The following is a 21,239-nucleotide window of genomic DNA, read 5'->3' on the forward strand; positions in this document are numbered from 1 at the left end:
ATAAAAAACATAAAAAACGGCATATAGTTCAGATTTATTTTGTATTTTTGCACCAAAAATAAGAAAATAAAAGATATATCTGAATAGAATATGAACATTTTAGAGCTAAGCGAACAGGAAATCGTTCGCAGACAGAGTCTTCAGACATTGCGCGAGATGGGTATCGACCCATACCCAGCAGCAGAGTTTCCAACCAATGCATTCAGCACAGATATCAAAGCTGAATTCAAGGACGAGGACGAGCCACGCCAGGTAGTTATCGCCGGACGTATGATGGGGCGCCGCGTAATGGGTAAAGCTAGCTTCGCTGAGTTGCAGGACTCAAAGGGAAGAATCCAGGTTTATATCGCCCGCGACGAGATTTGTCCAGACGAGAACAAGGACCTTTATAATACAGTATTCAAGAAGCTTCTCGATATCGGTGACTTCATCGGTGTAAAGGGTTTCGTATTCCGCACACAGACTGGCGAGATTTCTGTTCACGCCAAGGAACTGTGCCTGCTCTCTAAGAGTTTGAAGCCACTCCCTATCGTGAAGTATAAGGATGGCGTGGCTTACGACAAGTTCGATGATCCAGAGTTGCGTTACCGCCAGCGCTACGTTGACCTTATCGTTAATGATGGCGTAAAGGATACTTTCCTGCAGCGTGCTACCGTACTCCGCACACTCCGCAGCGTACTCGACAACGCAGGTTATACTGAGGTAGAGACTCCTACCCTGCAGAGCATTGCCGGTGGTGCTTCTGCCCGTCCATTCATCACCCACTTCAATGCGCTCGATCAGGATATGTACATGCGTATCGCTACCGAGCTCTACCTGAAGCGCCTCATCGTAGGTGGTTTCGAGGGTGTTTATGAAATCGGCAAGAACTTCCGCAACGAGGGTATGGACCGCAACCACAACCCTGAGTTTACCTGTATGGAGCTTTATGTTCAGTACAAGGACTACAACTGGATGATGGCTTTCACAGAGAAGTTGCTCGAAACGATCTGTATCGCCGTAAACGGCAAGCCAGAGCGCGAGATTGATGGCAACATCATCAGTTTCAAGGCTCCATATCGCCGTCTGCCTATCCTCGATGCCATCAAGGAGAAGACCGGTTTCGACTGCAACGGCAAGACCGAGGAAGAGATCCGCGCATTCTGCAAGGAGAAGGGCATGGACGTAGATGAGACCATGGGTAAGGGTAAGTTGATTGATGAGCTCTTCGGTGAGTTCTGCGAGGGAACCTTCCTCCAGCCAACCTTCATCACCGACTATCCTGTAGAGATGTCTCCATTGACCAAGATGCACCGTTCTAAGCCAGGCTTGACCGAGCGTTTCGAGTTGATGGTAAACGGTAAGGAGCTTGCCAATGCATACTCTGAGCTCAACGACCCAATTGACCAGGAAGAGCGTTTCATCGACCAGATGAAGCTTGCTGACAAGGGTGATGACGAGGCGATGATCATCGATCAGGACTTCCTCCGTGCCCTCCAGTACGGTATGCCTCCAACATCTGGTATTGGTATCGGTATCGACCGCTTGGTCATGTTGATGACAGGCAAGACCTTCATTCAGGAGGTACTGTTCTTCCCACAGATGAAGCCAGAGAAGAAGATGCCACAGAGCACCATCAAGGAATGGGAAGAGATTGGCGTGCCAGAGGATTGGGCATACGTGCTCCGCAAGGCAGGCTTCAACCTCATCTCTGATATCCGTGAAGAAAAAGCACAAGGCTTGCAGCAAAAGATTGGAGAAATCAACAAAAAGTACAAGCTCGGCTACGAGAAGCCTTCTGTTGACGACATCCAGGGCTGGATTAATGCAGCAAATGCTTAATTGATAATGCATAATTAATAATGTATAATTAATAAAGAGCTCCGGCTTTTTATTGGTTATACATTATATCTACAAACAAAGGCGAAAGTCTCATTATTAATTATTAATTATAAATTCATTCGAAGTGTTCAACTGCGGTAAAATAGCGATAATTGGCGGCGGTAGCTGGGCTACGGCAATAGCCAAGATTGTGGTGGGTCATACTCATCATATAGGCTGGTATATGCGTCGCGATGACCGCATCGAGGACTTCAAGCGCATGGGGCACAACCCTGCCTATCTGATGTCGGCACGATTCAATGTAGATGAGATTTTCTTCTCTTCCGACATCAACAAGATAGTGCAGAATTACGATACACTCGTGTTCGTCACCCCGTCGCCTTATCTGAAGAATCATCTCAAGAAGCTCAAGACGCGACTCAGCGACAAGTTCATCATCACAGCCATCAAAGGTATTGTGCCTGATGAAAACCTCGTTTGCTCAGAGTATTTCCATCAGGTTTACGATGTGCCTTACGAGAACCTCGCCTGCATCGGAGGTCCTTCTCATGCCGAGGAGGTGGCACTGGAGCGACTGAGCTATCTCACCGTGGGCTGTAGCGATACCGAAAAGGCGCGTGCCTTCGCCAACGATTGTCTGGCGAGTGAATTCATCAAGACCAAGACTTCGAGCGATGTCATCGGTATCGAATACTCTTCGGTTCTGAAGAACGTATACGCCATCGCAGCAGGTATCTGTGGCGGTCTGAAGTATGGTGACAACTTCCAGGCGGTACTCATGTCAAATGCCGTTCAGGAGATGCACCGCTTCCTGACAGCCGTCCACCCTATCGACCGAAGCATGTACGACTCAGTTTATCTGGGCGACTTGCTCGTAACAGGTTACAGCAATTTTTCCCGCAACCGCACCTTCGGAACCATGATAGGCAAGGGCTACAGCGTGAAGAGTGCGCAGATAGAGATGGAGATGATTGCAGAAGGATATTTCGGCACCAAGTGTATGAAGGAAATCAATCGCCACATGCACGTCAACATGCCGATTCTCGATGCTGTATATAATATATTGTACGAGCGCATCAGTCCGCAAATCGAAATCAAACTCTTGACCGACTCGTTCAGATAGGCACATCCTATCCTTCGGCTTCGGCAGAAGAGTTTGTCTTCAAGTAGTAACATTAACACATTCATTTAGATATTAAAAGAAAAATGAAAAGTATCAGCTTAAACATTACAAAGGCTGCATCATTCCTTACAGAAGGTGCAGTAAAGGCTTACGAGCCTAAGGTTAAGGCCGCTCAGGAAGCTCTTGAGAACGGCACTTGTGAAGGTAACGATTTCTTGGGATGGTTACATTTGCCATCTTCAATCACTCCTGAGTTCCTCAATGAGATTCAGGCTGTTGCCAATACTTTGCGCGAAAAGTGTGAGGTGGTTGTTGTAGCAGGTATCGGTGGTAGCTACCTCGGTGCACGCGCCGTTATCGAAGGTCTCGGCAACTCTTTCGCTTGGCTCGTAAACGACAAGAAGAACCCTACTATCCTCTTCGCAGGTAACAATATCGGTGAGGACTACCTCTTCGAGTTGACTTCTTTCTTGAAGAACAAGAAGTTTGGTGTCATCAATATCTCTAAGTCTGGTACCACTACTGAGACTGCTCTCGCTTTCCGTCTTTTGAAGAAGCAATGCGAGGATCAGCGCGGTAAGGAAGAGGCTAAGAATGTTATCGTAGCTGTAACCGACGCCAAGAAGGGTGCTGCACGTACTTGTGCTGACAAGGAGGGTTACAAGAGCTTCATCATCCCTGATAATGTAGGTGGCCGCTTCTCTGTTTTGACCCCTGTAGGTTTGTTGCCTATCGCAGTAGCAGGCTTCGATGTAAAGCAGCTCGTAGCTGGTGCGGCTGACATGGAGAAGGCTTGTGGCAAGGACGTAGCTTTCGAGGAGAATCCGGCAGCTATCTATGCAGCTACACGTCAGGCTCTCTATACTCAGGCTGGCAAGAAGATTGAGATCGTATGCAACTTCCAGCCTAAACTTCACTACTTCGCTGAGTGGTGGAAGCAGCTCTATGGTGAGAGCGAGGGTAAGGACCAGAAGGGTATCTTCCCAGCAGCTTGCGACTTCACTACCGACCTTCACTCTATGGGCCAGTGGATTCAGCAGGGCGAGCGCTCTATCTTCGAGACTGTTATCAGCGTAGAGACTCCTAACGAGAAGTTGCTCTTCCCTCACGATGATGAGAACCTCGACGGTTTGAACTTCCTCGAGGGCAAGCGTGTTGACGAGGTGAACAAGATGGCAGAGCTCGGTACACGTTTGGCTCACGTTGACGGTGGTGTTCCTAACATCCTGGTTAACGTACCAGAGTTGAACGCTTACTACCTCGGTCAGCTGATCTACTTCTTCGAGAAGGCTTGCGGTATCAGCGGTCTCTTGGAAGAGGTGAACCCATTCAACCAGCCTGGTGTTGAGGCATACAAGAAGAATATGTTCGCATTGCTCAACAAGCCAGGTTATGAGGCAGAGAGCAAAGCTATCCAGGAGCGCTTGAAGAATGAATAATGTGTAGTGTTTAATGTTTAGTTGAGGCATACGCCATGCAAAGCATTAAACACTAAACATTAAACACAAAACATTAAATAATTGATGAAGGAAATTATTTTTAAATATATGAAAGAACACGGCTTTGGGGAATTCAACCCTAAAGCCGTGCTTTTTGATATGGACGGCGTGCTGTACAACAGTATGCCAAATCATGCTGTGGCATGGCAGGAATCGATGAAACAGTTTGATATCCACATGACAGCAGCCGATGCTTATGCCACCGAAGGAGCCCGAGGCATTGATACTATCCAGATGATGGTGAAGAAGCAGAAGGGCATCGACATCACGCTGGACGAAGCACAGAAGATGTATGATGTAAAGACCGAAATATTCCACTCGATGCCTACTGCCGAAATATTTCCTGGCGTAAAGGAAATCATGCAGAAGATTAAAGATGCCGGCATGCAGGTAGGAGTGGTAACAGGAAGCGGACAGCGCCCGCTCATCATGCGACTGCTCAACGACTTCGGCGATTTTCTGGATGAAGCTCATATCGTAACCGCCTATGATGTAAAGCGCGGCAAACCAAATCCTGACCCATATCTCATGGGATTGCAGAAGGCAGGAAACCTGAAACCCTGGGAAGGCATCGTGGTAGAGAATGCTCCTTTGGGCGTCCGTGCCGGCGTGGCAGCCAACATTTTTACGGTAGCAATTAACAGCGGTCCGCTACCAGATGAAGAATTATCCAATAAGGGTTGCAATCTACTCTATCACCAGATGACTGAATTCTGTGATGACTTTGAAAACCTGATTGCTAAGGCTTAATCCGGTTTACCCACAGATATTCTGACTTATTCAATAAAAAGACATCATTAAAAACATATAATGACATGAATAGAAAAGTAGCTTTAATTACAGGTATTACAGGCCAGGATGGTTCATACTTGGCTGAATTATTGTTGGAAAAAGGGTATGATGTTCACGGAACTATCCGCCGATCATCTACCGACTACCGCGAAAGAATTGCCCATTTGGAGGGTACACCTAATTTCCATCTTCACTATGCTGACCTCGGTGACTCTATGAGTATCATCCAGGTAATGAACAAGGTGAAACCTACTGAGGTATATAATCTGGCAGCACAGAGCCACGTACAGGTGAGCTTCGACTCCCCTGAGTTTACAGCAGATGTAGATGCTACCGGTGTGCTCCGTATCCTGGAGGCTATCCGCCAATGCGGTCTGGAGAAGACCTGCCGCATGTATCAGGCTTCAACATCTGAGCTCTACGGTAAGGTAGAAGAGGTTCCTCAGAACGAGAACACTCCATTCCACCCTTATTCTCCATACGCTGTTGCCAAGCAGTATGGTTTCTGGATTGTCAAGGAGTATCGTGAGGCTTATGATATGTTCTGCTGCTCGGGTATCCTCTTCAATCATGAAAGTGAGCGCCGTGGTGAGACTTTCGTAACCCGCAAGATTACTTTGGCTGCAGCCCGCATCAAGCAGGGCAAGCAAGACAAGCTCTATCTCGGTAACCTGGATTCACTCCGCGACTGGGGTTATGCCAAGGATTATGTAGAGTGTATGTGGCTGATTCTCCAGGCTGAGAAACCAGAGGACTTTGTGATTGCAACAGGTAAGCAGCACTCTGTTCGTGAGTTCGCCCAGCTGGCGTTCCACTATGTAGGAATCGAACTGAAATGGGAAGGCAAGGATGAGAACGAGAAAGGTATCTGTGTTGAGGGTCCTGAGGAACTCATCGGCAAGACACTCGTTGAGGTTTCTCCAGATTTCTACCGTCCTACCGACGTGGTGAACCTCTGGGGTGACCCAACAAAGGCAAAGGCTAAGCTCAACTGGAATCCTAACACCACCTCTTTCGAGGATCTCGTCAAGATCATGGTAGAGAGCGATATGGCTAAGGTAGCTGCCGAGGATGCCGGTCAGAAGGTTCGCTGCAATCTTGCAGAATATCTCGAGAAGGGTATTGTTAAGTAATAGTTTATAGTTAACAGTTGATAGATAGTTTATAGCAATAATCAATGTTATCAAAAGATTCTAAGATTTATATAGCAGGACACCACGGACTCGTGGGTTCTGCTATCTGGAATAACCTCAAGAAGAGAGGCTATAATAATCTGGTAGGCCGTTCTCACAAAGAACTCGACTTGACCGACCAGTATGCAGTAGAGAAGTTCTTTGATGAGGAGAAGCCGGATGCAGTAGTTCTGGCTGCTGCCTTCGTGGGCGGTATCATGGCGAATTCATTGTATCGTGCAGACTTCATCATGCAGAACATGAAGATGCAATGCAACGTAATCAGCAACGCCTATTCTCATGGCGTGAAGAAGCTCCTCTTCCTGGGCTCTACCTGCATCTATCCTAAGAATGCACCGCAGCCTATGAGCGAAGATGTGCTCCTTACTTCTCCGCTGGAATATACCAACGAGGAATATGCCATCGCCAAGATTGCCGGACTGAAGATGTGCGAGAGCTACAACCTTCAGTATGGTACCAACTATATCGCTGTGATGCCAACCAACCTCTATGGCCCTAACGATAACTTCCATCTGGAGAACAGCCACGTAATGCCTGCGATGATGCGCAAGATTTATCTTGCCAAACTCATCCACGATGGCGACTGGCACAGCATCGAGGTGGATATGAACAAGCGCCCTATCAACCCTACTGATAAGCTCCGCGAAATCATCGGCGAGGGTAACGTAGACGGCAGCAACTCTCACGAGCGCATTCTGAAGGCGCTGGAGTTCTACGGCATCTACGACAACAAGGTAGTGCTTTGGGGAACAGGCAAACCATTGCGTGAGTTTCTCTGGAGCGAAGATATGGCAGATGCCAGCGTTCACGTGCTCCTGAATGTAGATTTCAAGGACATCATCGGTATCGAGAAGTACAGTTCTGTATTCTATGGTGCCAAGGTAGATGGTGCTGTGGATAGAAACAACTCTGAGGGCCGTGGTGGCGCTATCCCTTCTCTCGGTGAGATTCGCAACTGCCACATCAACGTGGGTACCGGCAAGGAGCTCACCATCCGTGAACTTTCTGAGCTTGTAGTAAAGGCAGTAGGTTTCGAAGGCGAGGTAGAGTTTGACGCCAGCAAGCCAGATGGAACCATGCGCAAGCTCATCTCTGTAGATAAGCTCCACAGCCTCGGCTGGACGCATAAGGTAGAGATTGAGGATGGTGTGAAGAAACTCTTCGACTGGTATCAGGAGAGTCTGAAAGACTAATAAAGAATATCGATTATGGATACAGAACAACTTTCTATGACCAAGAAAACCCTTGTGGGAGTACAGTTCCTGTTTGTGGCTTTCGGTGCAACGGTTCTGGTGCCTCTTCTGATAGGCATCGATCCGGCAACGGCTCTCTTCACCGCTGGTGTAGGAACCTTTCTTTTTCACTTCATCACCAAGGGTAAGGTGCCTATTTTCCTGGGCAGTTCCTTCGCCTTTATCGCCCCTATCATCGCTGCAACCAAGCAATGGGGACTGCCGGGAACAATCGCCGGACTAACCAGCGTTTCTCTGGTGTATTTCGTCATGAGCGCCCTAGTGAAATGGCAGGGCAAGAAACTGCTGGACAGGATTTTTCCTCCGGTAGTCATCGGTCCCGCCATCATCCTCATCGGTCTCTCCCTTTCGGGCAGCGCTGTGGATATGGCAAAGACCAACTGGATTCTCGCCTTTGCATCGCTCATCACCGCTATCCTGGTGCTTACCTTCTGCAAGGGCTTGATGAAGCTGGTTCCTATCATTTCGGGGGTTATCGTGGGCTATGTCATCGCCATCTGCATGGGCGAGGTAGATTTCTCGGGCGTGGCAACGGCATCATGGTTCTCCTGTCCTGTATCCTTCGATACCATCACCCATTTCTCCTGGGCTCCATTCCTCTATATGTTGCCCGTGGCAATAGCTCCGGTGCTGGAGCATATCGGCGATGTATATGTGGTGAGTGCCGTAGCCAAGAAGGATTTCGTGGCAGATCCGGGATTGCATCGCACGATGTTGGGCGATGGACTGGCATGTCTCTGTTCAGCCTTTCTGGGCGGACCTCCTGAGACCACTTATTCAGAGGTAACAGGTGCGATGTCTATCACCAAGGTAACGAGTCCTGCTGTGATTCGCATATCCGCAGCCACCGCCATCTGTTTCTCCATCGTGGGCAAGTTGAGTGCTTTGTTGCAGAGCATTCCTCAGGCGGTTTTAGGTGGCATCATGCTGCTGCTTTTTGGAACCATCGCAAGTGTGGGCGTTCAGAATCTGATGCAGAACAAGGTAGACATGAATGAAACCCGCAATGTTATCATCATCTCTGTGATGCTGACGATGGGCTTGGGTGGCGCCGTTCTCTCATCCGGTTCCTTCGCCATTTCCGGCATCGGTCTTTCCGCCGTCATCGGCGTAGTTCTCAACCTCGTTCTTCCTAAGACGAAGAAGAAAGAGGCATAAATAAGGAAAAAGCTTTGAAAACGAGATTGTTTTCAAAGCTTTTTCTTTTTTTCTTGCATCATTCGGAGTAAGCGGATGAATTAGAACAAAAAGAGAGGTAAAACAAGGAATTTACCCTACTAAAACTGTTCTTTCAACTAAGAAAAGAAACATTTATACTTAGATAAAATCTCCGTTCATAGACGTTGAATGTCCGTTCAAAGACGTTGAACCGCCGTTCAAAGACGCTGAACCGCGGTTCAACGTCTATGAACGGAGATTTCAATAGGGTTAAAGAACATTTTATCCTATAATCAACCAAGACTTTTCCCGAGATTAACACAAAATTAATGCAGGAAGGAGAAAGAAAGGAGATAGGAAGAAGATAGAAAGGAGATAGGAAGAAGATAGAAAGGAGAAAGAAAAGAAAAGCGTACAAGCAACATCTGTCGCCTGCACGCTTTCTCTTTATATTTAACTTACTGAAGTTTGAACTTTGAAAACTACAAGTTAACCTTGATTCCGGCATTTACTTTCACACCATAATACTCCACCTGCATCGTACGCTTTTGCTCTCCCTGATAATAACGCAAAGGCTGGTTAAGCAGATTATTGGCGTTGGCATATACTGTAAATTTCTGCTTCTTGCCCCATGTATAGCTGGCGTTTACATCCAGATAGTTCACATGATCATAATAACGGTCAAGTGCTCTACTTGTACTCATCTGATCGATGAATGATGAAGCAAAGTTGTATGACAAGCGAAGACTCAAGCCACTCTTTTCGTAGAAGAGTGAAGCGTTGGCTGTATGCTCTGGAGAGCCTGCCACCTTTACATCATCTCCATCCTTAATGCCCAGACGCTCATTAAAATTGCGTGTAGTGCTATGAGTATAAGTATAGTTTCCATAGAATCCCAGACACTTAAGCGCAGGAGCTATAAAGCCGAAGTCGCGCTGGTAAGCTGCCTCTACACCATAGACACGTGCATCATAAGCATTAATGTTCTGTGTAACCGCAAAGTTCTTATCTGCATTTTCACCGGCCAATCCGAGGTCGCTGCCGAGATATTTGTTAGAAGCCCACTCTACATTCACATTCTTGATGTCCTTATAGAAGAGACCCAGACTCACCAGACCTACACTCTTGAAATAATGATCGGCTGAGAGGTCGATATTGATAGCCTCAGCTGGCTTGGTTTTTGGATCGCCGATAGTAGCCTCTTCGTCTGCGATATTGAAGGTCTTGTTAGCGATGAGCGCAGAATATTTAGGACGAGAGATGGTCTTGGTAACAGAGGCACGAAGACTGCCATCGTCTGAATATTTGTACTTGAGGAGGAAACTTGGAAGCAAATCGGTATAATGATTCTTGAAATCACCCGTAGGGACCATTGTGGCATCACCATCCTCCGGAATGTCTACATTATATCCGCTGGTTTTCAGGTCAGTACGCTCTACGCGCAAGCCGAGAGTGGCAGAAAGTTTTTTGCCAATTTTCTGGTCGAAACGGAGATAACCTGCTGTAATCTGCTCGCGAATTTTATAGTTGCCAGCCTCTTCTTCAAAGTTCTCTTCTCCTTCAAACTTGCTGAAATCAATTTTTCCCAATGTCTTTATTGAGATGAAAGGAGACTGGGCTGGATATTGGCTACCAGGCATGAAGCCGTCGCGTACCAGAAGCGTAGTCTGCTTGCGCCAGTCTTCGCCCAAAACTTCCTCTGCATCATAATCGAAGAATGAAGTGGTACGGGTTTTATCCTTGCTTGTATATTTGGCACCAAACTTCAAGGTGTTTCCATAAAATCCATGAGCCAGAGGCAAGGTAAAGTTGAGTCTTCCCTTCCACTCATTCTCTGCAATATCCTGATTAGAATTGTTCAATTCATCGAGCACCCAATGGCTGTCATCAAGCGAAGGGAGTGATGCTGAATAATAAGGCTGCTTGTCGCCTACATCCTTAAAGCCATCGCCGAAGTCGATAAAATCAGTTTCCTTCTTGCCATACTTATATTTATAAGATGCATAGCGTTCGTTTGGACGTTCTTCTGTAGCACGGGAATAACTAACAGCCCAATCCATCTTCAGACCGCCAAACATGTGCTCACCATCAAGCGTATAATCCATCGTCTGCTGCAATTCCAGACGGGCATTCTTGTTATCTGATGAACCAGCTTTAGTCTGGAACACAACGCTTTGCTTTGACGCCTTGCTGTTCAGTTTCTTATAGCTGATGCGATAACGGTTTTCCCAGTCGCTACGGCGATTATAGATTCCCTTGAACGAGATACGGTGAAGCGGACTGAATTTATAATCCATGGCTAAAGAATAGCTCTGGCGTTCGCGGGTAACGTAGTATTGACGAACCTGAGTTTCCTTCAGTTCCAAATCCTTATCATCATTCTCCTCATATTCGAATTCTGTATTATCAGAACCACCTGGAGCATACTGATAAGAGGCAGAAGCCATGATACCCAACCGGTTGTGGAAGAAACGGTCGCCCCAGGTAGCAGCCAAATCCCATTGTGGCTTGCCGCTAATCCAGGTATAACCCGAACCAACATTGAAGTTCAGCACCCGATGGCTAGGCGTATTCTTGGTTACAAGATTGATTTCACCACCTATTGCATCGCCATCCATATCAGATGTTACCACCTTGTTCACCTCGATGGTCTGAATCATGTCGGCAGGAATCAGGTCGAGCTGTACATTACGCGTATCACCCTCGGCAGAAGGCATTCTGTTACCATTCACAGTAACAGAAGTAAGATCGGCAGAAGTTCCTCGAACCTGTCCGAAGCGCGCCTCGCCCTGATCATACTGCACATTAATACCATTGATACGCTTCAACGCATCACCAATATTAGAATCCGGGAACTTGCCTACCTGGTCGGCACTTACCACATTGGTAACACCCATATTTTCCTTTTGCATCTGAAGAGCCTTGCGCTGACCGTAGAAAGCACCCTCAACCACCACCTCACGAAGTTCATTTCCCTCGGAAAGCGTGATGTTTCGTTCTACATTTTTACCAACAAGTTTAATCATGTAAGTCTTAGGTGAATAACCCACATAAGAAACCTTTACCTTATAAGTGCCCGGTTTCATGTTAGGCAAAGCATAAAAACCATTCACATCGCTTGTTACTCCTGTATGCAAATCTTCTACCAAAATGGTTGCACCTGGCAGAGCCTGATGGTCGCCGTCAACAATACGTCCACTAATAACTCCACCCAACATGGCGTTGTTTTCCGGTTCGGTAGCTGCTAAAGATGCACTTGTAGCAGCAACCATCAACAAAGCCGAAAATAATACTCTACTTGGATTCATAAAATTATTTCTCTATTATATAATTACCGAATTCTTCACTTTTACCCTTTAAAAGCTATTTTACTTTTTTACCTTTTTACTTTTTTACCTTTAAAACCGTGTGGATGATTTTTCCATCCTTGTCAATCATCGACATTCTGAGCTGCTTCTTATCTGCTGTAAATACAGAGAAACCATCGGCTGGACTGCAGAACACGGTGCCATCGATAGGCTTCACAGGACGAGCCAGAGATGAAGAGGAATTGACTACGTAGTCGATGTTGTCGCCCTTCTTCTGGATATGCTGGAAGTTGTGGATGTGGCCGCAGGCATAAATCGCCACATTATTATATTTATGGAGGATAGGAAGAAGGCGCTTCTGCATGTCGAGGCGCTCATTCTCCTTCTTCGTGGTGTAGGCATAGATAGGATGATGGCCTACCACGATGACCCAGTCTTCCTTGGCATTCTTCAGGGTTTCGTCGAGCCATGAAAGCTGAGCCTCAGCATCCTGCTTGCAGGCATCAGGATAGATTTTTGAATTCTTGCGGTAAGAATCGATAAGAGGTGTGGTGTCGAGGAAGATGACACGGATGGTGGTTCCCTTGTGGTCGAACACCTTGGTGTAATATTTGGCTGACATCATCCAGCGGCGGCTCACCTTGCCATAGTCCATAAAAGCCTGAGTATTACCACGATACTCATGGTTTCCACAAACCGGGAACCAGTCGAGCATCAGGTCGGGATGAGAATAAACATATTCGTAATTGGTAAGCCACAGAGGATCCTGTGTAGAAGTCACGCCATTGAAATGGTGGATGTCGCCTACGGCAAGTACGCATTCAGGATCTACCGTGCCAGCCATCTCGCCCATCAGTTCGGCGATAGGCTTCTGGTCGTAGTAGCCGTTTCGGCCCATGTCATTGGTCATGTAGAGGGTGATTTCGCCCTTCAGTTTCTGCCATTCGGCAGCATTCGCCTTCCAGTTTGGATTCTGCGGAATAGCGGTTGCTGCACTCTGAGAACAGGTTGTTAATGCTGCGTTTTGAGCCTGTGCAGTCAAGCCTCCACCCAACAATAAAGCCGAAGCCAAAACTACAGTTGCTACTCTACCTTTCATCATAGCAAAGCCATTCATGCTGCTATGCTTACCCGATACTTTCTTTTCCATTTTTTCTTTATCTGACTATAATACTTTTATTAAAGATTTCCCCTTTCGAGGTAATACCTGTTAAATTTCGGGTGCAAAGGTAGGGGTATTATGTGTCAATGAGGTTACAAGGATTTGAATTAGCAGATAAAAGATACTACAATTTTGTTACAGGAGTTTTCCCGATTCTTTTAGGGAAAATCATACATCAGATTATAGTTTTTCCCTTGTTGTTTTCAGCTATTCTCCCTATCTTTGCACTACGTTAGAAGAAAGGCTGCACTCGACAATTTGAAAGCAAGCTTTCATTGTGCTCGTTTGCACTTTCTTTGCACCAGAAATAAATAAATGCAGTAATAACCCTTTAAAGAGAAGACAGTTATGAAAAGAATTATTATGACATTGGTAGCAGTATGGATGATGATTACATCTATGAATGCTCAGAGACTGACAAATATTCAGGCAGAAGCCCGTTTTATCACAGATAAGATGGTGGTGGAACTGGGATTGAGCAGCGCCCAGCGCAACAGCATCCTGAACATCAATCTCAATTATCTCAATGGCATCCGCAGCTATCGCGACATCGATGCCTACGGCTGGCAATACCGCAACAAGCAGCTCAAGCGCATGATGACCGCCAGACAATGGAAGAGATTCAAGAACTCTTACTATTTCTATCGCCCTATCGGCTGGCAGAATCATGTGTATGTTCACCATATTTATACCAAGTATCCAAAGCATAACTGGGGACACGACAAGCGCCGCCCTCGCCCTGAGTGCAGCTACGGAAGACCAGGATGGCCAGGCGGAACCCATGTAACTTATGGACCAGGAAAGCCGTGCAAGCATCACAAGCATCACAAGCACGACAAGAAGTGGAAGCACGACAAGAAGAAGTGGAAGCACGATAGAGATTGGGATGATGATGATGATGACGATGATGATGATGATTGAGATAATGACCGGGATTAAGACAAAGATGATAAAACAGAAGAAATCCAAGCTAGAGATGATTCTCCGGCTTGGATTTCTCGGTAAATAAAAACTAACTATGCTGACTAACTAATCATTAATAATTAATCATTAATCACTAACAAAACGTCTTCCACAATCTGCTCATCAAGCAGGCGATTATCCGAAAGCAACTGCTTCACATCGTATCTGTCGTAGAGACCCTTCCTGATGCCGCCCACCATCACCTTCATTTCTGAAGTGCCATAGTAAGAGGCGATACGCTCTCCGAATCCGCCATCCTTCGAGCCATCCTCCAGAGTTACCACCAACTGATGGTTTGCCTTCAGGCTATCCAGCGTCTCGGCATCCACCTCGTTCAGATAACGTGGGTTGATGAGCGTTGCATCGATACCCTTATCAGCCAACAGGCGGACTACATTTTCGCCCTTCTGATAGAACGAACCGGCGGCGATGACTGCCACCTTCTCGCCCTGATGCATCACCTTGTACTTTGCCTCGTAACCATATTCAGCATCAACGGCTTCTGACGTATGAACCACGCCATTGCTTGGCACGCGGATGGCGATAGGTTTCTTATCCTGCAGAATGCTCCAACGGAGCATGGCGAAATACTCCTCGCAGGTGGTTGGAGCCAGATAGATGAGCCCCGGAATGCTGCAGAGCATCGGAATATCGAAAAGGCAGATGTGGGTGATGTCGTTCATCGAGTTCACTCCGCCTCCTACCACGTTGATTACGGCTGGATTGGAATTGATGCAGAGGTCTTGCGCAATCTGGTCGTAGGTACGTTGGATAAAGGTGCTGTAAACGGTCCAAACCGGATGCAATCCACCCTTCGCCATTCCCGAAATCATGGCCACCGCCTGCTCTTCGGCGATTCCCATATCGATGTGCTGCTTGCCAGCCAGTTGGCGCTTATCGGCAGTAAAGCCGCCTGCGGTAGGAGTACCGGCAGTTACGGCGATGAGGGTCTTATCCTGCTTCATCTCGCCCAGCATCCAGTCGGAGAATAAAGTGCCGTAATCCTCTGTTGGAGCAACCTCCGGGAGGGTTCCATCGGCATTCCTTCTTGGTCGCGAACCGTCTTCCAGATTGAAAGGCAATCCCCAATGCCAAGCCTCCTTATTGGCTACGGCTGGCGCAAATCCATGACCTTTCTCTGTGTGAATGTGAACCACGGTAGGCTTATCCGTATCCTTCACGCTCTCGAAAACCTGGATAAGTTTTTCGATGTCGTTACCCTCTTCCAGGTACTTGTATTCAAAGCCCCACGCCTTGAACCAGTTGTGCTCGCAGGTGCCGTTGCTCTGGCGCAAGGCACGCAGGTTCTTGTAGATTCCGCCATGATTTTCGGCGATAGACATTTCGTTGTCGTTCACCACGATGATGATGCCCGTACCGAGTTCCGAAGCCTCGTCCAGTCCCTCGAAAGCCTCGCCGCCCGAAAGGGAGCCGTCGCCGATAATGGCGATGATGTTCTCATCGGTTCCCTTGATGTCGCGCGCCTTCTGCAAACCGGTGGCAAGACTCACGGAAGTGGAAGTATGCCCCACCTCGAAGTTATCATACTCCGGACATTCGGCAGGAGAAGAATAGCCCGAAATGGCATTCATGTCGTCCACATCGCCAAGAAATCCCGCAGCTCGTCCGGTAAGCACCTTATGCGGATAGCATTGGTGGCTTACGTCAAACACGAGCTTATCCTTTGGCGCATCAAAAACGTAGTGAAGCGCCACGGTAGCCTCCACGAATCCGAGGTTTGGTCCCACATGACCGCCATGCTTGCTTACACGGTTCAGCACAGCCTGTCTGGTTTCATCAGCCACCACCTGCAACTCCTTCAAATCCAGCTTCTTCAAGTCGGCTGGCGACTTTATTTTCTCAATATACATTTTCTTATAGTTTTAATTATGATTTCTGGGTGCAAAGATACGAAGATTCGCGAAAACACGCATTACCCCAACTACAGAAAAAATGAATGATTTTCCGGAAATCTCATCTTGGAATATTCTTCAGAAAAACTCATCTTGGAATATTATTCAGGAAATCTCATCTTGGAAATCAGCCTGCTGCCTTATCCCTATCCTTCAGTATCACAGCCATGTTATCCAGCGCCCATTCTATCAGATGATCCATAATAGGAATAAGGGTTTCAGCACGGGGTGTGAGAGAATACTCCACTCTTGGCGGCACTTCGGCATAAGCCTTGCGGGTAACGTAGCCATCAGCCTCCAACGATTTTAACGTGCTGGTAAGCATTTTCTGCGAAATATCCGGAATCAGCTTACGCAGGGCATTAAACCGGAGGGGGCCATCCTGATGATATTTCAGGGTGTAGATTACCAGTAGCGACCACTTGTCGCAAACGCGCGCCAGGACGTTACGGATGGGACAGTCCTGCACTACCATTTCTTTTATCATTCTTCCCATAATCTATCTTCTTTATATTCTACAATAATCTATAATATTCTGCAAAACTCTACAATATTCTGCAATAGGCTACAAAAGTAACTAATATCCGAAAAGATACCAAACATACCAAGTTAATCTAAGTTAACGCTTCATTTTTCTTTCTCCCATTCCCACGCAACAGTTACCTCCCAGTAACCATCTTACCCCCAAGTGCCCTCTTGCAGGAACCAGTTTTTCGCTGTATCTTTGCAGCGCAATTCAGAAATGAAAGCTGAAAACAGAAGTATTCACAAATTCACAAAAAGAAATAACATAAAGTGAAAGAAAAAAGAAAAAGAGAAATATAAACATTTAAAAATAACAGACAAGATGAAAGAAACAAAGATTATTGCAAAGGCTGAAAACTTCACAGCCACAGATTTTGGCAAGATGAGTGAAATCAAGGATTACACCTTAGAGATGGGTCCTGAGATTAAGATTCCCGGAAAGGTATTCGGAGGTCAGAGCGTGAACGCTACTGGTGGTGAGTTCTCATTCCAAAGCTTTGCTCCTGGCACAGAGACAGGATTCCTCCACACCCACAAGAACCACGAGGAACTGTATTTCTTCCTCAGCGGCAAGGGCGAGTTCCAGGTGGATGGCAAGGTATTCCCTATTCAGGAGGGAAGCGTGGTGAGAGTAGCACCAGCCGGCAAGCGCTCTGTTCGCAACAACGGTACAGAACCACTCGTGATGATCTGCGTGCAGTATAAGGCCGAAACCTTTACAGCCGAAGATGCAACCGACGGCGTGAATCTCAACGATAAGGTGGAGTGGTAGAAACTACTCCACCACCTCCATGATTTCAGGATGCTCAAGCTTTTCCTGTTTCTTGAGCTTCTTCACTACTTCGGAATAACTGTGGCGAATCAGGGCCTGGATGAAATCATCTTCCAACGTGCCATAAAGGTTTACCTGATTCCAGTATTTCTTATTCCAATGCCATGCGCCTTCTATTTCGGGATACACTTCCCGGAGTTCGAGGGCGTAATCGGCATTACATTTCATCGTAACCCACTCGGGGCGCTCCAGGTCAACACAGGCAAAGATCTTGCCCAAAATGCGAAATACCAAAGTCCGCTCATCAAAAGGAAAAGCCTCGGTTACGAGGGGAAGCGAGAGGCAATACTCTCTAACTGATTCTATATTCATCATTTCTACTGATTATTTCTGATTAAAATGTTTCTATGTTTTAGGGGACAAAGAAATTGCAAACGAGCGCAATGAAAGCTTGCTTTCAAATTGCCGAGTGCAGCATTTTTTCTGCAAAGATAATGAATTCTGATGAAACGGCAAGACTTATTCCATAAAAAAAAAAGAAAAACTTTAAAATAACTCCCTTATGGGATACCTAAAAATAATCTTTTTGTAACTTTTTCAACAAAATATTTGGTAGTTACATAATTTTATTGTAGATTTGCAGCAGATTTTTTTAAGAAGGAGTGCTTATGCAGAAGAAAAAGGATAAAAACCTGATGAAAACGGATGTAAAACCGATGAAGCAAGGACTGCTGTCCCGGATTTTCCATCTCTATTACGATGGTTTCAGGACGATGACCCTGGGCAAGACGCTCTGGGCTGTCATCCTCATCAAGCTTGCCATCATCTTCCTGGTGCTCAAGCTCTTTTTCTTTCCAGATTTTATCAATACGAATGCCAAGAACGGAGACAAGGCTGGCTTCGTTTCCAAGGAAATTCTGAGCAGATAAGACTCAGAATCCCCGCAACCTTCACATCGAAAGAAATACAAAAACATTATATAATAACAATTTTAAAACCATTCAACTATGATGACAAATCTATTGTTAGACATTACATCAGCCACCATCGACTGGTCGAGGGCGCAATTCGCACTCACGGCCATCTACCATTGGCTGTTCGTGCCGCTCACCCTGGGACTGGCAGTAATCATGGGCATCGCCGAAACATGCTACTACCGCACCAACAAGCCGTTCTGGAAGCACGTAACCCGTTTCTGGCAAAAACTCTTTGGCGTCAACTTCGCCATGGGCGTTGCCACAGGCATCATCCTGGAATTTGAATTCGGCACCAACTGGAGCAACTACTCCTGGTTCGTGGGCGACGTATTCGGCGCTCCCCTAGCCATCGAAGGCATCCTGGCATTCTTCATGGAGAGCACCTTCGTGGCCGTGATGTTCTTCGGCTGGGATAAGGTGAGCCGGGGCTTCCACCTTGCCTCTACCTGGCTCACGGGACTTGGCGCCACCATTTCAGCCTGGTGGATTCTCGTAGCCAACGCCTGGATGCAATATCCAGTAGGGCAGGAATTTAATCCCGACACCATGCGCTTCGAGATGACTTCGTTTATGGATGTGGCACTCTCGCCATTCGCCATCAACAAGTTCACCCATACCGTTACTTCCTCCTGGATCATCGGCGCCACCTTCGTGGTAGCCGTAAGTTGCTGGTATCTCCTGAAAAAGAGAGAAGCCCAGCTGGCGAAGGCGAGCATCAAGATGGGTGCCGGAGTAGGACTCATCGCCACCCTGCTGGCTGCGATGACCGGCGACAATTCCGCCTATCGGGTGGCACAAGTGCAGCCGATGAAACTGGCTGCGATGGAAGCATTATATAATGGTGGAAACGGCGAAAGCCTCACGGCGATAGCAGCCGTTCACCCCTTCCAGCAGCCCGATTATGAGAACGAGCAAGAGCCAGCCATGCGCATCGCCATCCCTAACATGCTCTCGTTCTTAGCTACCCGCACAGCCGATGGCTACGTGCCTGGCGTGAACGATATTATCAAGGGTTACACCCACGAGGATGGCACCCGGGAACCATCCGTGCAGGAAAAGATAGCCCGGGGCAAGAAGGCGATTGTTGCCCTGAAAACCTATCGCGAAACGAAGGCGAAAGACCAGCTCCCTATCTTAAAGGAGAACATGAAATACTTCGGATATGGTTACATCAAGGACGCCAAGGAACTGGTACCGAGCATCCCGATCTGCTTCTACGCCTTCCGCCTGATGGTGGGAGTAGGCAGCCTGCTCATCCTCTTCTTCGCCCTCAGCCTATTCCTGGTCTATAAGAAGGAAATCGCCCAATACCGATGGTTCCTCATTTCCGCCATCATCATGATTCCGCTGGCTTACATCGCCTCAGAATCGGGCTGGATAGTAGCAGAAATCGGTCGCCAGCCTTGGACCATCCAAGACCTGCTGCCAGTAAGTGCCGCCATCTCTGACATCGAGGCAGGCAGCGTGGCCACCACCTTCTTCATCTTCCTGGCACTCTTCACCACCATGCTTGCCGTGGAAATCAGCATCCTGGTGAAGCAGATCAAGAAAGGACCTGAATACGAATAAAAACTTAAGATGATAAACTTAAGATAATGAATTAACTTTATGACATTAGCATTATGACATACGAATTTTTGCAATCATACTGGTGGTTCCTCGTATCATTATTAGGAGCCCTGCTGGTGTTTCTCATGTTTGTACAGGGAGCCAACACCTTGATATTCTGTTTGGGAAAAACGGAAGAAGAGCGTCGCCTCATCATCAACTCTACGGGACGAAAATGGGAGTTCACCTTCACCACGCTCGTCACCTTCGGTGGAGCCTTCTTCGCCTCGTTCCCGCTGTTCTACAGCACCAGTTTCGGCGGAGCCTACTGGCTGTGGATGATCATCCTGTTCTCGTTTGTGATTCAAGCCGTGAGCTATGAATTCCAGAACAAGATAGGTAATTTTCTTGGACCGAAAACCTTTCAGATTTGCCTCATTATCAACGGCATCGTAGGTCCTCTGCTCCTTGGCGGCGCCGTAGCCACCTTCTTCAACGGCAGCAATTTTCTGATAGACAAGGGCAATATTACCAACAGTCTGCAACCCGTCATCAGCCGCTGGGCAAACGCCAGTCATGGTCTTGATGCCCTGCTCGACCCATGGAATGTGGTGCTGGGACTTGCCGTACTGATGCTAGCCCGCATTCTGGGCATGCTCTACATCAAGAACAACATCGAGCACCAGCAGATTCAGGAGCGCTGCACCCGCCAGTTGCCATGGAATGCCCTGCTCTTCCTATTGTTCTTCCTGCCATTCCTCATCAGATTAATGATAAAGGATGGATTCAGCACTTCTTCTTCCGGCATTACGATTGAGAGTATGAAGTATCTTCACAATCTTCTGGAGATGCCAATCTTGCTTGTAATATTATTAATAGGTGTAGTACTCGTTCTTTTCGGCATTTTCAAGTCATCGAGGAGCGTGCAGTATAGAAAGGGAATCTGGTTTACGGGCATCGGAACCGTGCTTACCGTGTTGGTTCTGCTGCTGATAGCCGGCTGGAACAATACCGCCTACTATCCATCCAACATCGACCTTCAGAGTTCGCTCACTCTCGCCAACAGTTGCAGCAGCGAGTTCACGCTCCGCACCATGGCGATAGTTTCCCTCCTCATCCCGTTCGTGCTCGCCTACATCGTCTTTGCCTGGCGCGCCATCGACCGCAAGCGCATTACGCAGGAAGAAATAGAGCAGGGAGAAGCGTATTAAAAAAGACTGAAAAAGTGAGCC

Annotated in this window: 17 protein-coding genes; 12 read left to right on the plus strand and 5 right to left on the minus strand. The window is 47.2% G+C overall.

Annotation, left to right across the window (positions count from 1 at the left end; all coding sequences use genetic code 11):
* Positions 1 to 90 precede the first annotated feature (90 nt).
* From lysS to F7D47_RS00155, 7 genes are all read left to right on the plus strand, one after another.
* Entirely contained in the window at positions 91 to 1,821 is a 1,731-nt protein-coding gene (lysS, locus tag F7D47_RS00125; RefSeq protein ID WP_118151047.1) for a lysine--tRNA ligase, read from the plus strand.
* Positions 1,822 to 1,945: 124 nt separating this feature from the next.
* Positions 1,946 to 2,944: an NAD(P)H-dependent glycerol-3-phosphate dehydrogenase gene (locus F7D47_RS00130; RefSeq protein WP_006847212.1), complete on the plus strand. Its 999-nt coding sequence runs from the start codon at positions 1,946 to 1,948 to the stop codon at positions 2,942 to 2,944.
* 83 nt (positions 2,945 to 3,027) lie between these two features.
* Positions 3,028 to 4,383: a glucose-6-phosphate isomerase gene (locus tag F7D47_RS00135; RefSeq protein WP_153086391.1), complete on the plus strand. Its 1,356-nt coding sequence runs from the start codon at positions 3,028 to 3,030 to the stop codon at positions 4,381 to 4,383.
* A gap of 84 nt (positions 4,384 to 4,467) precedes the next feature.
* The gene (locus tag F7D47_RS00140) at positions 4,468 to 5,193 is read left to right on the plus strand and encodes an HAD family hydrolase (RefSeq protein WP_117691754.1); all 726 of its coding nucleotides are present in this window, start codon (positions 4,468 to 4,470) and stop codon (positions 5,191 to 5,193) included.
* Positions 5,194 to 5,258: 65 nt separating this feature from the next.
* Positions 5,259 to 6,368, plus strand: coding sequence for a GDP-mannose 4,6-dehydratase (gene gmd, locus F7D47_RS00145; protein ID WP_022121697.1), 1,110 nt, complete (start codon positions 5,259 to 5,261; stop codon positions 6,366 to 6,368).
* Between the two features lie 44 nt (positions 6,369 to 6,412).
* Positions 6,413 to 7,621 (plus strand): GDP-L-fucose synthase family protein, encoded by a 1,209-nt coding sequence (locus tag F7D47_RS00150; RefSeq protein ID WP_006847208.1) that lies wholly within the window; start codon positions 6,413 to 6,415, stop codon positions 7,619 to 7,621.
* 15 nt (positions 7,622 to 7,636) lie between these two features.
* Positions 7,637 to 8,839: a uracil-xanthine permease family protein gene (locus F7D47_RS00155; protein ID WP_153086392.1), complete on the plus strand. Its 1,203-nt coding sequence runs from the start codon at positions 7,637 to 7,639 to the stop codon at positions 8,837 to 8,839.
* Between the two features lie 482 nt (positions 8,840 to 9,321).
* Here the strand turns inward: F7D47_RS00155 and F7D47_RS00160 are convergent, their stop codons facing one another.
* Together F7D47_RS00160 and F7D47_RS00165 are read right to left on the minus strand one after the other, a co-directional pair.
* Positions 9,322 to 12,147: a TonB-dependent receptor gene (locus tag F7D47_RS00160; protein ID WP_153086393.1), complete on the minus strand. Its 2,826-nt coding sequence runs from the start codon at positions 12,145 to 12,147 to the stop codon at positions 9,322 to 9,324.
* Between the two features lie 76 nt (positions 12,148 to 12,223).
* Complete coding sequence (locus F7D47_RS00165) at positions 12,224 to 13,297, minus strand: metallophosphoesterase (RefSeq protein ID WP_153086394.1); 1,074 nt, start codon at positions 13,295 to 13,297, stop codon at positions 12,224 to 12,226.
* Positions 13,298 to 13,657: 360 nt separating this feature from the next.
* Here F7D47_RS00165 and F7D47_RS00170 point away from each other — a divergent pair, with 360 nt between their 5' ends.
* On the plus strand, positions 13,658 to 14,230 hold the full coding sequence (locus tag F7D47_RS00170) for a hypothetical protein (protein WP_153086395.1): 573 nt from the start codon (positions 13,658 to 13,660) through the stop codon (positions 14,228 to 14,230).
* A 122-nt stretch (positions 14,231 to 14,352) separates the two neighbouring features.
* Here F7D47_RS00170 and F7D47_RS00175 read toward each other — a convergent pair whose 3' ends face one another.
* Entirely contained in the window at positions 14,353 to 16,143 is a 1,791-nt protein-coding gene (locus tag F7D47_RS00175) for a 1-deoxy-D-xylulose-5-phosphate synthase (RefSeq protein WP_153086396.1), read from the minus strand.
* 169 nt (positions 16,144 to 16,312) lie between these two features.
* Positions 16,313 to 16,681 carry a winged helix-turn-helix transcriptional regulator gene (locus tag F7D47_RS00180; RefSeq protein WP_022121690.1) on the minus strand — a complete coding sequence of 123 codons (369 nt, stop codon included), beginning with the start codon at positions 16,679 to 16,681 and terminating at the stop codon, positions 16,313 to 16,315.
* Between the two features lie 351 nt (positions 16,682 to 17,032).
* Here F7D47_RS00180 and F7D47_RS00185 point away from each other — a divergent pair, with 351 nt between their 5' ends.
* Positions 17,033 to 17,482: a cupin domain-containing protein gene (locus F7D47_RS00185; RefSeq protein ID WP_153086397.1), complete on the plus strand. Its 450-nt coding sequence runs from the start codon at positions 17,033 to 17,035 to the stop codon at positions 17,480 to 17,482.
* Between the two features lie 3 nt (positions 17,483 to 17,485).
* Here the strand turns inward: F7D47_RS00185 and F7D47_RS00190 are convergent, their stop codons facing one another.
* Positions 17,486 to 17,854: an MmcQ/YjbR family DNA-binding protein gene (locus tag F7D47_RS00190; RefSeq protein ID WP_153086481.1), complete on the minus strand. Its 369-nt coding sequence runs from the start codon at positions 17,852 to 17,854 to the stop codon at positions 17,486 to 17,488.
* A 296-nt stretch (positions 17,855 to 18,150) separates the two neighbouring features.
* On the opposite strand from F7D47_RS00190, the gene F7D47_RS00195 reads away from it, so the two are divergent.
* From F7D47_RS00195 to cydB, 3 genes are all read left to right on the plus strand, one after another.
* On the plus strand, positions 18,151 to 18,411 hold the full coding sequence (locus tag F7D47_RS00195) for a DUF4492 domain-containing protein (RefSeq protein ID WP_228113432.1): 261 nt from the start codon (positions 18,151 to 18,153) through the stop codon (positions 18,409 to 18,411).
* 81 nt (positions 18,412 to 18,492) lie between these two features.
* Positions 18,493 to 20,028 carry a cytochrome ubiquinol oxidase subunit I gene (locus F7D47_RS00200; protein ID WP_153086483.1) on the plus strand — a complete coding sequence of 512 codons (1,536 nt, stop codon included), beginning with the start codon at positions 18,493 to 18,495 and terminating at the stop codon, positions 20,026 to 20,028.
* Between the two features lie 53 nt (positions 20,029 to 20,081).
* Complete coding sequence (gene cydB, locus F7D47_RS00205; protein ID WP_153086398.1) at positions 20,082 to 21,218, plus strand: cytochrome d ubiquinol oxidase subunit II; 1,137 nt, start codon at positions 20,082 to 20,084, stop codon at positions 21,216 to 21,218.
* Positions 21,219 to 21,239 lie beyond the last annotated feature (21 nt).

The organism is Segatella copri (assembly GCF_009494835.1).
Taxonomy (GTDB): domain Bacteria; phylum Bacteroidota; class Bacteroidia; order Bacteroidales; family Bacteroidaceae; genus Prevotella; species Prevotella copri_F.

Bases quoted from the DNA above. Each gene is read 5' to 3' on its own strand.
- lysS (WP_118151047.1), top strand. From the start codon at position 91: ATGAACATTTTAGAGCTAAGCGAACAGGAAATCGTTCGCAGACAGAGT.
- F7D47_RS00135 (WP_153086391.1), top strand. From the start codon at position 3,028: ATGAAAAGTATCAGCTTAAACATTACAAAGGCTGCATCATTCCTTACA.
- F7D47_RS00140 (WP_117691754.1), top strand. From the start codon at position 4,468: ATGAAGGAAATTATTTTTAAATATATGAAAGAACACGGCTTTGGGGAA.
- gmd (WP_022121697.1), top strand. From the start codon at position 5,259: ATGAATAGAAAAGTAGCTTTAATTACAGGTATTACAGGCCAGGATGGT.
- F7D47_RS00150 (WP_006847208.1), top strand. From the start codon at position 6,413: ATGTTATCAAAAGATTCTAAGATTTATATAGCAGGACACCACGGACTC.
- F7D47_RS00155 (WP_153086392.1), top strand. From the start codon at position 7,637: ATGGATACAGAACAACTTTCTATGACCAAGAAAACCCTTGTGGGAGTA.
- F7D47_RS00160 (WP_153086393.1), bottom strand. From the start codon at position 12,147: ATGAATCCAAGTAGAGTATTATTTTCGGCTTTGTTGATGGTTGCTGCT.
- F7D47_RS00165 (WP_153086394.1), bottom strand. From the start codon at position 13,297: ATGGAAAAGAAAGTATCGGGTAAGCATAGCAGCATGAATGGCTTTGCT.
- F7D47_RS00170 (WP_153086395.1), top strand. From the start codon at position 13,658: ATGAAAAGAATTATTATGACATTGGTAGCAGTATGGATGATGATTACA.
- F7D47_RS00175 (WP_153086396.1), bottom strand. From the start codon at position 16,143: ATGTATATTGAGAAAATAAAGTCGCCAGCCGACTTGAAGAAGCTGGAT.
- F7D47_RS00180 (WP_022121690.1), bottom strand. From the start codon at position 16,681: ATGGGAAGAATGATAAAAGAAATGGTAGTGCAGGACTGTCCCATCCGT.
- F7D47_RS00185 (WP_153086397.1), top strand. From the start codon at position 17,033: ATGAAAGAAACAAAGATTATTGCAAAGGCTGAAAACTTCACAGCCACA.
- F7D47_RS00190 (WP_153086481.1), bottom strand. From the start codon at position 17,854: ATGAATATAGAATCAGTTAGAGAGTATTGCCTCTCGCTTCCCCTCGTA.
- F7D47_RS00195 (WP_228113432.1), top strand. From the start codon at position 18,151: ATGCAGAAGAAAAAGGATAAAAACCTGATGAAAACGGATGTAAAACCG.
- F7D47_RS00200 (WP_153086483.1), top strand. From the start codon at position 18,493: ATGACAAATCTATTGTTAGACATTACATCAGCCACCATCGACTGGTCG.
- cydB (WP_153086398.1), top strand. From the start codon at position 20,082: ATGACATACGAATTTTTGCAATCATACTGGTGGTTCCTCGTATCATTA.